The 12,276-nt window shown below is 31.8% G+C and carries 13 protein-coding genes and 2 tRNA genes; 1 reads left to right on the top strand and 14 read right to left on the bottom strand.

From position 1 onward, the window contains the following. The 12 genes from FGK85_RS09120 to FGK85_RS09175 all read right to left on the bottom strand — a co-directional run. The coding region (locus FGK85_RS09120) for a GTP-binding protein (RefSeq protein ID WP_138205852.1) at window positions 1–111 on the bottom strand (111 nt) is incomplete at its 3' end. A gap of 60 nt (window positions 112–171) precedes the next feature. Then, window positions 172–247 (bottom strand) — tRNA-Thr (locus tag FGK85_RS09125). A 12-nt stretch (window positions 248–259) separates the two neighbouring features. Then, a tRNA-Gly gene (locus FGK85_RS09130) sits at window positions 260–332 on the bottom strand. A 70-nt stretch (window positions 333–402) separates the two neighbouring features. Further along, window positions 403–1,023 (bottom strand): RNA polymerase sporulation sigma factor SigH, encoded by a 621-nt coding sequence (gene sigH, locus FGK85_RS09135; RefSeq protein WP_396276663.1) that lies wholly within the window; start codon window positions 1,021–1,023, stop codon window positions 403–405. 95 nt (window positions 1,024–1,118) lie between these two features. Next, on the bottom strand, window positions 1,119–1,628 hold the full coding sequence (locus tag FGK85_RS09140; RefSeq protein WP_138205854.1) for an NYN domain-containing protein: 510 nt from the start codon (window positions 1,626–1,628) through the stop codon (window positions 1,119–1,121). Continuing rightward, a complete protein-coding gene (gene rlmB / locus FGK85_RS09145; protein ID WP_138205856.1) occupies window positions 1,625–2,386 on the bottom strand; it encodes a 23S rRNA (guanosine(2251)-2'-O)-methyltransferase RlmB in 762 nt (253 codons plus the stop codon). The genes FGK85_RS09140 and rlmB overlap by 4 nt, the downstream gene beginning before the upstream one ends. A gap of 103 nt (window positions 2,387–2,489) precedes the next feature. After that, window positions 2,490–3,236, bottom strand: coding sequence for an FAD-dependent thymidylate synthase (thyX, locus tag FGK85_RS09150; protein ID WP_138205858.1), 747 nt, complete (start codon window positions 3,234–3,236; stop codon window positions 2,490–2,492). 44 nt (window positions 3,237–3,280) lie between these two features. Further along, window positions 3,281–3,694 (bottom strand): Mini-ribonuclease 3, encoded by a 414-nt coding sequence (locus FGK85_RS09155; protein ID WP_138205860.1) that lies wholly within the window; start codon window positions 3,692–3,694, stop codon window positions 3,281–3,283. A gap of 59 nt (window positions 3,695–3,753) precedes the next feature. After that, window positions 3,754–5,151, bottom strand: coding sequence for a cysteine--tRNA ligase (cysS, locus tag FGK85_RS09160; protein ID WP_138205862.1), 1,398 nt, complete (start codon window positions 5,149–5,151; stop codon window positions 3,754–3,756). A 152-nt stretch (window positions 5,152–5,303) separates the two neighbouring features. Next, the gene (locus FGK85_RS09165) at window positions 5,304–7,001 is read right to left on the bottom strand and encodes a proline--tRNA ligase (RefSeq protein WP_138205864.1); all 1,698 of its coding nucleotides are present in this window, start codon (window positions 6,999–7,001) and stop codon (window positions 5,304–5,306) included. A gap of 286 nt (window positions 7,002–7,287) precedes the next feature. Further along, window positions 7,288–7,980, bottom strand: coding sequence for a 2-C-methyl-D-erythritol 4-phosphate cytidylyltransferase (gene ispD, locus FGK85_RS09170; protein ID WP_138205866.1), 693 nt, complete (start codon window positions 7,978–7,980; stop codon window positions 7,288–7,290). Between the two features lie 28 nt (window positions 7,981–8,008). Then, window positions 8,009–9,100 (bottom strand): PIN/TRAM domain-containing protein, encoded by a 1,092-nt coding sequence (locus tag FGK85_RS09175; protein WP_138205868.1) that lies wholly within the window; start codon window positions 9,098–9,100, stop codon window positions 8,009–8,011. Between the two features lie 290 nt (window positions 9,101–9,390). Here FGK85_RS09175 and FGK85_RS09180 point away from each other — a divergent pair, with 290 nt between their 5' ends. Beyond that, the gene (locus FGK85_RS09180) at window positions 9,391–9,789 is read left to right on the top strand and encodes a nucleoside triphosphate pyrophosphohydrolase family protein (protein WP_138205870.1); all 399 of its coding nucleotides are present in this window, start codon (window positions 9,391–9,393) and stop codon (window positions 9,787–9,789) included. Between the two features lie 32 nt (window positions 9,790–9,821). Here FGK85_RS09180 and disA read toward each other — a convergent pair whose 3' ends face one another. Both disA and radA read right to left on the bottom strand, forming a co-directional pair. After that, window positions 9,822–10,886 (bottom strand): DNA integrity scanning diadenylate cyclase DisA, encoded by a 1,065-nt coding sequence (disA, locus tag FGK85_RS09185; protein ID WP_138205872.1) that lies wholly within the window; start codon window positions 10,884–10,886, stop codon window positions 9,822–9,824. A 15-nt stretch (window positions 10,887–10,901) separates the two neighbouring features. Continuing rightward, window positions 10,902–12,260, bottom strand: a complete 1,359-nt coding sequence (gene radA, locus FGK85_RS09190; protein ID WP_138205874.1) for a DNA repair protein RadA — start codon at window positions 12,258–12,260, stop codon at window positions 10,902–10,904. Window positions 12,261–12,276 lie beyond the last annotated feature (16 nt).

The following is a 12,276-nucleotide window of genomic DNA, read 5'->3' on the forward strand; positions in this document are numbered from 1 at the left end:
TGATAATACTGTTGTGATTGCTGCTGTTAATGTTGTCTTACCGTGGTCTACGTGACCTATTGTTCCTATATTTACGTGTGGTTTACTTCTTTCAAATTTTGATTTTGCCATTGTTCTTCCTCCTTACCTTATAAATAAACTTGCCCTGGTGTGTTGTATAGTTTTGTAACCTGGAGCCCATAACCGGGATTGAACCGGTGACCTCTACCTTACCAAGGTAGCACTCTACCTACTGAGCTATATGGGCAATTATATTAAGAGCGGGAAACGGGGCTCGAACCCGCGACCACTAGCTTGGGAAGCTAGTGCTCTACCAACTGAGCTACTCCCGCCAATTTTCAAAATATTATTTATACCAATTATTAATTTTACTATTGGAAATTTTCTTTGTCAATATTTAATTTATCTTTTGCTAAGACATTTTTCTAATTTTCTCTTAACCCTTTGAAGGGCATTATCTATAGACTTAGCATGCCTATCTAAATCACAGGCTATTTCTTGATAGGATTTTCCGTCTAAATAGGACATTAAAACTTCCATTTCCAAATCCGAAAGTATTTGACCTATTTCAGTTTCAATGTGACTAACCTCTTCCTTGCTTATAACCAACTCCTCAGGATCTGTAACTTTTATTCCAGATAATATATCTAAAAGTGTTCTATCAGATTCTTCATCATATATTGGCTTATTTAAAGATATATATGTATTCAAGGGTATATGTTTTTGCCTTGTGGCGGTTTTGATAGCCGTTATTATTTGCCTTGTAACACATAATTCCGCAAAAGCCTTAAAAGAAGAAAGCTTATCCGGTTTAAAATCTCTAATGGCTTTGTAAAGTCCTATCATTCCTTCTTGATAAATATCTTCTTTATCTGCACCAATCAAAAAATATGATTTAGATTTAGCTTTAACAAAATTCTTATATTTATTTATTAAATATTCCTGTGCCACATTATTCCCCTGTTTTGCTTCCATGACAACTTCTTCATCCAATTTATTTTCAAATGAAGAATTAGCTTCTATAGCATCTGGTATTTTACTCAACAAAATCCCCTCCAAGCCAAATATACACCACACTCACCATTATACATTAATGCTTTTTCTATAGTCAAGTAAATTCAATTATTTCTGCGGATTTTTTCAAGCTTTTCCAATGTTTCCTTGTCCACTACATCTTCTAACCATGTTCTATTTGTTGAGTATTCCTTTCGGGTTTTTAATACTATTTTATTTTTTAAATTATTTATCTCAAATCTAAACTCTATAGATGACATTCTAGTAGCACCTCGCTGAAATGCTAGTTGCTGTTCTAACGAATCAGAGGTAACCACCAAAACGTCTTTTTTTCTCCCTATATTGTTTACACTTTTTTCAATAAAACTATCTGCTGTTTCCCCATCCTTAGTAAAAACAACTATGACATTACCTATTTTTTCTTTTTTTTCAATACTGCCCACTACCATATGAGCGTCGAAAACTATAAAAACCTTATAGCCCGTATAAACAGCATATTCTTGTACCGTATCTATTAATTGGTTTCTTGCCCCTTCCAGGCTATGATCTTTAGTTTTTCTAAGCTCCGGCCAGCTATTTATTACATTATAGCCATCTATATAAACGTACCTCATTTTATCCTTTGTTTTAATATCTCATACATTATTATTCCACCAGCTACTGATGCATTCAATGAATTTATTTGTCCTGTCATAGGTATTTTTACCAATACATCGCATTTTTCTTTGGTAAGTTTTGAAACTCCATGTCCTTCACTTCCAATAACTAAAGCTACTGCTCCAGAGAAATTTACATTAAAGCAATAATCTTCTCCTGTCATATCAGCTCCATAAACCCAAACACCATGTGTTTTAAGTTCATCAATGGCGCTATTTATATTAGTTACTTTGGCAATTTTAACATGACCGATGGCACCTGCTGAAGACTTGTAAACCGTAGGAGTTACCCCTACATTTCTTCTTTTAGGTATTATTATACCATGCACTCCACAAACTTCTGCTGTTCTTATTATAGAGCCAAAATTATGCGGATCTTCTATTTCATCTAAAATTACTATAAAAGGCTTTTCACCTTTTTCCTTAGCGTAATCTAATATATCCTCTAATTCGCAATATTCATAAGGGGTAACCACAGCAATAACACCTTGATGTGCTCCAGTTTGACACATGTTATCTAATTTCTTCTTATCTACTTCTTTTATTACTATTTTTTTATCCCTTGCAATTCTAATAAGTTCTTTTATACTTCCTGTTTTCTCTCCCTTTGAAACCATTATATATTCTATGGTTCTTCCGCCTTTTATAGCTTCCATTACAGGATTTCTTCCCTCAATCAAATCCTCTCTTACAGGCATATTGTTTCTATTATCCATATATTCACTGCTACTTCAAATTAAATTGTAGCAATCTCCTTCCTTTCTATTTTGCAAAATTTCATATTTTACTCTTTTATTTACAATCTCACTTTCATAAACTTTATTTTTTCTCTTGTAAGTATTCATTTCTTACCTGTTCAATTTTACCACAGGTCATTTTTCCTTCTGGACAAGAACTCTTAAGACAACTTGGACCTGCATATTTAAATAATGTTGGTGCAACCACCTTTACCTGCTTTAGCATTTCCTTGGCTAGAGCTCTTATTTCCCATTGTGCCCTATTGCAGCATCTGTGGTTAAAGAAATTCATAAGACTTCTAGCATTCATAGTAAATACTATTTTAGTTTCACAAGCATTAGGGAATACATATCTAGCATCCTCTATAGCCTTCTTCTCTGCATCTAAAGATTTCATTCCTTCACTTATATATTTTTCCTTCAATTTATTTGCAATACTATCATAAGACTTTTGACACTGCTCCATAGTTTCTATAAAGATTTTTTTTGCTTCCTTATCATTTTCTATTGCTTCGGGAATAATATATTCAAACTGCTCTAATCTAACATATCTTTGACTTTGTTGAGAAAAGGATGCGATTCTATGTCTAACCAATTGATGAGTTAAACTTCTAGAAACCCCTTCAGCTGCAAAAGTAAAAGAAACATGTTCTATAGGCGAATAATGTCCATAAGAAACCAACATATTTAAAAACTTCTCTGTATTATCCTCTGTTAAGTTCTCTTGTATTTCATCTATACCAACCTGGCTATAGCAAAGTTTTGCCGCAGAAGCTATTACTCTTTCAGGATTAGGTGTATACTCTATTAATTTAACCTTTAGACTCATATAAAATTCTCCTTTACTCATATTTAATAATTAATTTTACCAAATTAGTTTGAATGTTTAAATATAAAATTCATTATTTCATTCAATCTATCTTTTCTTTCCATAAGATAAAGATAACCTATCAATGCTTCAAATCCTGTAGCCATTCTATAATCTTGTACATCTGCATTTTTAGGTACCGTGCCCGATTTAGAATTTCTTCCTCTTTTAAAAATAACTATTTCCTCATCTGTAAGACTGTCCATTATACCCTTAATTATCTCACTTTGAGCCTTAGCTTTTACAAATGAAACAGCTTTTACATGCAATTTATGAGCGGACATATCTTTATTATTTTCCACTAAATTAGTCCTAACGAAAACCTCATATACTGCGTCCCCTATAAAAGCTAAAACCAAGGGATTTAATCCCCTTATATCTACTTCACTTAATTTTTTATTTAATATATCAATCTCCATTTTATACTCCTAAAATGTACTTATTGCCCATAGATTCCGTATAATCTATGTTAAGTAGTTTATTTTAAATGCCATCTTACTCCCTGCGGAGTATCTTCGAGTATTATTCCTCTTTCACTTAAATCATCTCTTATTTTATCTGCTAAAGCCCAGTTTTTTTCTTTTCTAGCCTTTTGCCTTTCTTCTATAAGTTTTTCTATTTCATCCTCTAATTTAGATTTTCTACTTTTTTGAAGTATTCCTAAAGGAGCCCCTAATTCTCTTATTAAATTCAAGGATTTTTCCACTAATTCTTTTGAAGAATTCACATTAACCTTTAAATTAATCTCTTTAACCAAATCAAATATTGCAGTTATTCCATCTGCTGTATTAAAATCATCATCCATCTTTTCAATATACTTATTTTTAATCTCTTTTAATATATCTTCAAAATCCTTTTCCTCAGGCAAAATATTTTGAGTTTTAACTTCTTCTAATAAACTTTCCAAGTTTCCTATGGTATTGTATATTCTTTCAACAGATGATTTTGCTGAATCTAATAGCTCCCTGCTAAAATTAAGCTGATTCCTATAGTGAGCTGATAACATAAAAAATCTTATTACATCAACATCATATTCTTTTAATATATCTCTAGTGGTAAAAAAGTTTTTTAGAGACTTAGACATTTTTTTATTGTCTATATTTAAATAAGCTGCATGCATCCAATATTTAACGAATTTTTTACCTGTTCTTGCTTCACTTTGAGCTATTTCATTTTCATGATGTGGAAATACTAAATCCATACCGCCGCCATGTATGTCAATAGTCTCACCTAATAAATCGTAGGCCATACAAGAACATTCTATATGCCAACCGGGTCTTCCCATACCCCAAGGACTTTCCCACCCAGGTTCTCCAGGTTTTTTGCTTTTCCATATGGCAAAATCCATAGGATCCTTTTTTCTCTCATCCACGTTTATCCTTGCTCCAGCTTGTAAATCATCTAAATTTTGTCCTGAAAGCTTTCCATATTCCTCAAACTTTTTAGTATGGAAATAAACATCTCCATCCACTTCATAAGCATATCCTTTATCTATTAATTCTTGAACAAATTCTACTATTTGCCCCATATATTCAGTAGCTCTAGGATTTACAGTAGCTCTTTCTATATTTAATCCGTCTGCATCTTTATAATATTCTCCAATAAATTTATCCCCTAATTGTTTAACTGTTATATCTTCTTCATTAGCTCTTCTTATCATTTTATCATCTATATCAGTAAAGTTTTGTACAAATTTAACTTCATATCCTCTATATTCCAAATACCTTCTTATAGTATCAAAAATAACAAAAGTTCTTGCATTTCCTATATGGAAAAAATCATATACCGTAGGACCACAAACATACATCCTTACCTCTCCTGGTTTTACCGGTATAAATTCTTCTTTTTTTCTAGTCATAGAATTAAAAATTTTCATATTTATTCCCTCCTTTTAGCAAATACGTATATACCATATAACTTAATTATATAGTATATACGTCTGTTTTCCTAATACATAATTGTACTAAAAGATATTTATTCAAACTCCCTCTCATTTGCTTACATGAAAGAGGAGCTTTTCCATTAAAACTATTTTTTTAATACTTCTTTTACTTTACATATAACCTCTTCAATTTTTATAACTTCTAAATCTTCATTATTTCTCAACTTAAATTCTACTTCTCCATCCTTTATTTTCTTACCTACTGTTATTCTAACTGGAATTCCTATTAAATCTGCATCCTTAAATTTAACTCCAGCTCTTTCTTTCCTATCGTCTAATACAACTTCTATACCCTCTGCTCTTAATTTATTATATATGTCTTCTGCAATTCTCATTTGTTCTTCATCTTTGTGCACAGCAGGTATAACAACTACACTGTATGGTGCTACACTTAAAGGCCACATTATACCATTTTCATCATAATTTTGTTCAATTATAGCTGCCATGGTTCTATTTATTCCTATACCATAGCATCCCATAACCAATGGTTTAGCTTCTCCGTCTTCATCAATAAATTTAGCTCCCATAGATTCTGAGTATTTTGTTCCTAATTTAAATATATGTCCAACTTCTATACCTCTTGCTATAATAAGTGGCGCCCCACATTTTGGACATTTATCTCCTTCTATAACATTTCTAAAGTCTCCAACTTTTCCTTCGAAATCTCTTCCATAGTTTACATTTTCGTAGTGATATCCTGTATCATTGCCACCAACTATAAAGTTATACATATTCTTAACTTCTTCATCCACTAAAAGCACATCAGCTTTTAAATCTATAGGTCCTGCAAATCCAATTTCAGCATTTGTAGCTTTTCTCACTATTGCCTCACTAGCCATCTCAAAGTCTACTGCTCCACCGATTGCATTTTTAACCTTAACCTCGTTTACTTCTCTATCGCCTCTCACCATAACTGCCACTACTTTTTCATCAGCTTCATATATTATAGTTTTAGCAAACTTTTTAGAAGTAGTTTTAAAAAAGCTAACTAAATCATCAATAGTTCTAACATCAGGTGTAGCTATTTTATTTAACTCCTTCATATCTTCTTTTTCACTTATTTCTGCTGTAGAAGGTGCTTTTTCCATGTTAGCTGCGTACTCACAAGAAGAACAAAATACTATTTCATCTTCCCCAAACTCTGATTTAACCATGAATTCAGCTGAACCTGCTCCACCCATGGCTCCTGAATCTGCTTCTACACAACTGTATTCAAGTCCACATCTGTCAAATATATTCTCATAAGCCTCATGCATTTTATTATATGCCACATCTAATCCTTCATTATCTTTATCAAAGCTATAAGCATCCTTCATTATAAATTCTCTTGAACGCATAACTCCAAATCTTGGTCTTCTCTCATCTCTATATTTAGTTTGAATTTGATATAAATTTAATGGAAGCTGCTTATATGTATTTATTTCATTTCTAGCTATATCTGTAAAAACTTCTTCATGAGTAGGTCCTAGACAAAACTCTCTTTCATTTCTGTCTTTAAGTTTAAACATTTCTGGACCAAATACATCCCATCTTCCTGATTCTTTCCAAAGTTCTGCTGGGATAACTGCTGATGCTAAAAATTCTTGTGCTCCTGCATTATCCATTTCTTCTCTAACTATATTTTCTATTTTCTTTAATACTCTAAGTCCTAAAGGCATAAAGTTGTATATACCTGATGCCATTTTCTTCATCATTCCTGCCCTTAACATTAACTGATGACTTGGAAGTTCTGCTTCCTTTGGCACTTCCCTTAAAGTATTTATTAGCATATTTGACATCTTCATAGTTTTTCCTCCCTATCTTTCTTCTCCATAGTACTATTTAAAATTATAATTTTATGCAAAAATAAAAACTCACCCTGTATTAGGGCGAGTTTTTTCGCGGTACCACCTAAATTTGTACTCAATTAAATAACGGCTTACACCGGTAGTTTTTACCTACAGCTCCGAAGTAGGTTCAAAACATTTGAAAATCTTTCAGCCTAGGATTCTCTCTCTGTATTGCGTTTCTACTAGTCTTCATCATAGCTTAATATTTTATTTTAATTAACAATATACTTATAGTTTTAATTTATGTCAATAGTTTATCCAATAATCCTCTACATATTACTAAATCCTCTGGGGTAGTTATCTTTATATTATTATAACCTCCTTCATAAAGATATACTTTATAACCATATCTCTCCGCTACCATGGTATCATCAGTAACACTTATATTCTCTTTTTTCAATTTTTTATGGCAATTTAATATTAACTCATATTGAAAAATTTGAGGAGTTTGAACACAAAACAATTCATCCCTTTTTAAGGTTTCCTTAGAAAATCCCTCTTTGCCCTTTATCTTTATAGTATCTTTAGGTTTCACTCCACAAGCTGATGCTCCATATTTATCAGCATACTTTATGCCTTCCTCTATAATACGCTCATTTACAAATGGTCTTGCTCCATCATGTATAAGTACTATATCACATTCATTTAATGCTTCTAATCCATTTGCTACTGAATCTTGCCTTTCTCTGCCCCCTTCTACTATTTTAGAAACCTTATCTATTTGGTATTTCTCTACTACTTCTTTTCTACAGTACTCTATTTCGCTCCTAGCTGCAACAATAATTATCTCTTGAATAAGTTCACTATCAGCAAAAGCTTTTAATGTATAATAAAGCACTGGTTTATTTCCTATTTCTATATATTGCTTATTAATACCAGCCTTCATTCTAGCTCCCTTACCAGCAGCTAAAATAATTGCACAGTTTTTACTCATATCAAATTCCCTTCTCGCAATTAAACTATTACTCTTTAGGCTTAGCAAATATCATTCTTCCAGCAGCTGTTTGTAATACAGATGTAACTATTACGTATTTAGTTTCACCCATATACTTTCTTCCGCCTTCTACTACTATCATAGTACCATCATCTAAATAACCAATACCCTGTCCTGATTCTTTTCCATCTTTAACTATTGGTATAATCATTTCTTCCCCTGGAAGCACCATTGGTTTAACGGCATTAGCTAGCTCATTTATATTTAATACATCTACACCCTGAAATTGAGCTACTTTATTCAGATTATAATCATTAGTTATTACCTTGCCCTCTAATACTTGAGCCAATTTCAATAACTTACTATCTACCTCTGCTATATCAGGAAAATCTTTTTCATATATTTGAACATCAATTTTTAATTCCTTTTGTATCTTATTTAGTATGTCTAATCCTCTTCTTCCCCTATTTCTTTTTAAAGAATCTGAGGAATCTGCTATATGTCTTAATTCTTCCAAAACAAAATTAGGTATAACTAATGTTCCTTCTACAAATCCAGTTTGACATATATCTAATATACGTCCATCTATTATAACCGATGTATCCAGTACTTTAGGACTTCCCTTATGTGTATTCTTAGCTTTTTTATCCTTACCTGTATTTGTTTTTTTGAAATTAGAAAAGAAATTAGTTATTTCCTCCTTTTTTCTTATAGAAATATTAACTCCCAAAGCTGCCATTATAACAGCTATAAGGATACTTAATATAGTTCCTAATGCTCCAAAATTAGAAAAAGTTGAAGTTATAAGTACTGCTATTATAAGTCCAATAATAGCTCCTACAGTTCCAAATAAAATGTCATTAGCAGGCACTCTCTGGAAATTATTTTCCACATAGTCCATGATCTTCATAATACAAGCATTAATTATAGGAGAAATTAAAAACATAATAAATCCAAATAATAAAACACAAAAAACAATAAATACTATAGATAGCACTGCACTAGTCCTAAAATATTCTACTTTACCTATATAATCTGTCTTAAGCAAAGCATTTCCTATAATAAATCCTAATACAAGCCCGATGATTGTAAATAAAATTCTTAAAATCTTTTTTAACACCTTTTCACCTCCTAATATATAAAAAATAAACACCTTTTGCATTTTTTGTATTTTTATATAACTAATATATATTAATTAAATTTTTATTGCAATGTTTGTTTCAAAATTTTCTTTTTTTTAAGTCCCCCTATATTTTATTGTTCTTTTATTTTATCATATAGGTATACTTAATCTTAAAACAATTTATAAATATACAAAATCCTTCTATAGTATTGTTGACAAAATCATATAAAAAAAACTATAATTACATTAACAATGGATTTTGAATTTTTTGTAAGGAGCTGAGTTTTATGAAAGACGTTATATTCGATGATTTCCAAAATTCTGTATCCGAATCCCTTTTAAGGCATAAAAGTATTTTAGATATAATTACTAAACTTCAAGAATCACAATCTAGAATAAACAGAGCTATTGCTAAATCCGCAACCAACTGTGGTTGTATAAAAATAAATGTGGAAAAGCAAAAAGTTCCTAACTCTTATGAAAGTATTAGTGATTTACAATCTCTCATAGAAACCCACTTAAAAGGGAACCTGTGCGACAATTGCAGAGATGTTCTAGAAAAAGAAATTGGAAATAACTTATTTTATCTTGCATCCCTTTGCAACGTGCTAGATTTAAACCTCTATGATATATTATTAAAAGAATACGATCGAATAAACACCCTAGGGAAATACTCCCTTAAATAAGTTATTCATGTTATAGCACAATTAGTTTTGTGCTATAACTGCTTATCAAGCATAAATTGTTCTCTTAATCTCCTAAGTCCATTTTTTATAGCTTTAGCCCTTGCTTCACCTATTCCTTCTACATTATCCAACTGCTCATAACTTGCCTCTACAACAGACTTTAACTCTTTAAAATTGCTAACTAGGTTTTCTATTACATTTACAGGCAGTCTTGGAATCTTATTCAGCATTCTATATCCTCTAGGTGATATAAGTGTATCTACTAAAGGTACACCAGTATACCCTAGTAATTTTGAAATAGCATCCAAATCTATCAGTTCTTCAGAAGACATATTTTGAATTTGCTTATATATTTCATTATAATCCATGTCACTTTCACAATAATCTCTTATAAGAAGTATTCCATCTTCCTCTACATTTTTTATGAGTTCACTAAGCTGCATAGATATAAGCCTTCCTTCATTTCCTAATTCACATATATACATTTCTATTTCACTTACTATTCTCATTACCATTTCAGTTCTTTGAATAGCAGTTATAACATCAAACAAAGTGGCTAAATCTTGAAATTCTAGCAAATTTAAATTGCTTACTACTCTATCCAAAACAGATACATACTTTTCTAAGGTCTGAAGTGCTTGATTAGCTCTAGCAAGTATAGCACTACTATCTCTAAGAACATACTTTATAGTATCTTTATATATAGTTATTACATTTCTTCTTTGAGAAATAGCCACTACTATAGCTCCTGTTTGTCTGGCTATTCTATGTGCTGTTCTGTGTCTTGTTCCTGTTTCAAACGTAGGTATAGAGGATTCCGGTATAAGTTGAGCATTTGCTACTAATATTTTCTTCAGATCACTAGTAACTATTATTGCTCCATCCATTTTCGCAAGTTCATATATGTATGAAGGGCTATACTCTGAATTAATATTAAATCCGCCATCCACAAGTTGTAATACATCTTCCTTATCACTTAATACTACAAGGCCTCCAGTTTTCGCTCTTAATATGTTTTCCAATCCTTCTCTAAGTTGTGTTCCCGGAGCCATTATTTTTAAAATTTCCATTAACTCTTTATCTTTTTTAAATCTCACTTCGCTCACCCTTATCTAAAAAACTTTAGTTATAGCTTCCTTTAGAGAAGATACTCCTATGGTTTTTATTTCTTCACTTTTTATTTTTTCCAAATTTCTATAAGGTATAACAATATTTTTAAATCCCATCTTTTGGCCTTCATTTACTAACTTTTCACAATGAGCAATGGGTCTAACCTCTGATGTAAGTCCTACCTCTCCAACTAATATCATTCTATCTAGTTTAAAAGCTCTTCCTGTGGCACTAGACACCAAAGCTAAAGCTAATCCTAAATCTCCAAAAGTTCCATCTATGTTTAATCCACCTACTACATTTACATATACGTCGTATTTGTAAAAAGGTATTCTTAATTTTTTTTCTAATACTGCAAGAATTAAGCTTAATCTTGAATTTTCAATTCCTACAGCAGTTCTTCTTGGCATAGCTGCCTTAGTTTCACTAACTAAGGCTTGAATTTCTACCAAAAGGGGTCTAGTACCTTCCATTATACCTATAACTGCAGAACCTTCTTGATTAAAATTTGTTTCTTCAAGAAATACTTCGGACGGATTATATATTTCCTTTAGTCCCACATCTCTCATTTCAAAAACTCCTATTTCACTAGTAGTTCCAAAACGATTCTTCATGGTACGTAGTATTCTAAATTCCTGCGTTCTCTCCCCTTCAAAATACAAGACTGTATCTACCATATGCTCTAATACCCTTGGCCCTGCTAGTTCCCCCTGTTTGGTTACATGAGCAACTATAAAAAATGGTATATTTTTGCCTTTAGCAGTTCGCATAAGCTCATTAGAACATGCTCTGACCTGTGATACACTTCCTGGTGCAGAACCAATTTCAGTATTATAGAGTGTTTGAATAGAATCTATTATAACAAATGAGGGCCCTATATTATCTATGTGCTCTTTTATCAAGTCTATATCAGTTTCCGATACCACATATAAGTTAGGAGAAGTGGTTTCTAACCTATCTCCTCTCATTTTTATTTGTTCCTCAGATTCTTCACCAGATACATACAGTACCTTTCCGTACTTTTCACCAATATTACTAGCTGTTTGAAGTAATAAAGTTGATTTTCCTATACCTGGATCTCCAGAAATAAGCACTAAAGATCCTTTAACCAGACCTCCTCCTAATACCCTGTTCAGTTCTCTTATTCCTGTATCATATCTTTCATACTCACTGGATTTTATGCTAGTTATGCTCTTTGGTGTACTTGCATTAGCTTTAGTGCTTATGTTAGAGGCTCTTGATACATCTTTAACTTCCTCTACGAAACTGTTCCACGCCCCACAATCTGGACAACGTCCCAACCATTTTGCACTTTCATATCCACATTTTTCGCACTGGAAATAGTTTTTTAACTTTGCCAACTTATACACCCCCTAG

The sequence above is a fragment of the Haloimpatiens lingqiaonensis genome, from assembly GCF_901447495.1.
Lineage (GTDB): Bacteria > Bacillota > Clostridia > Clostridiales > Clostridiaceae > Haloimpatiens > Haloimpatiens lingqiaonensis.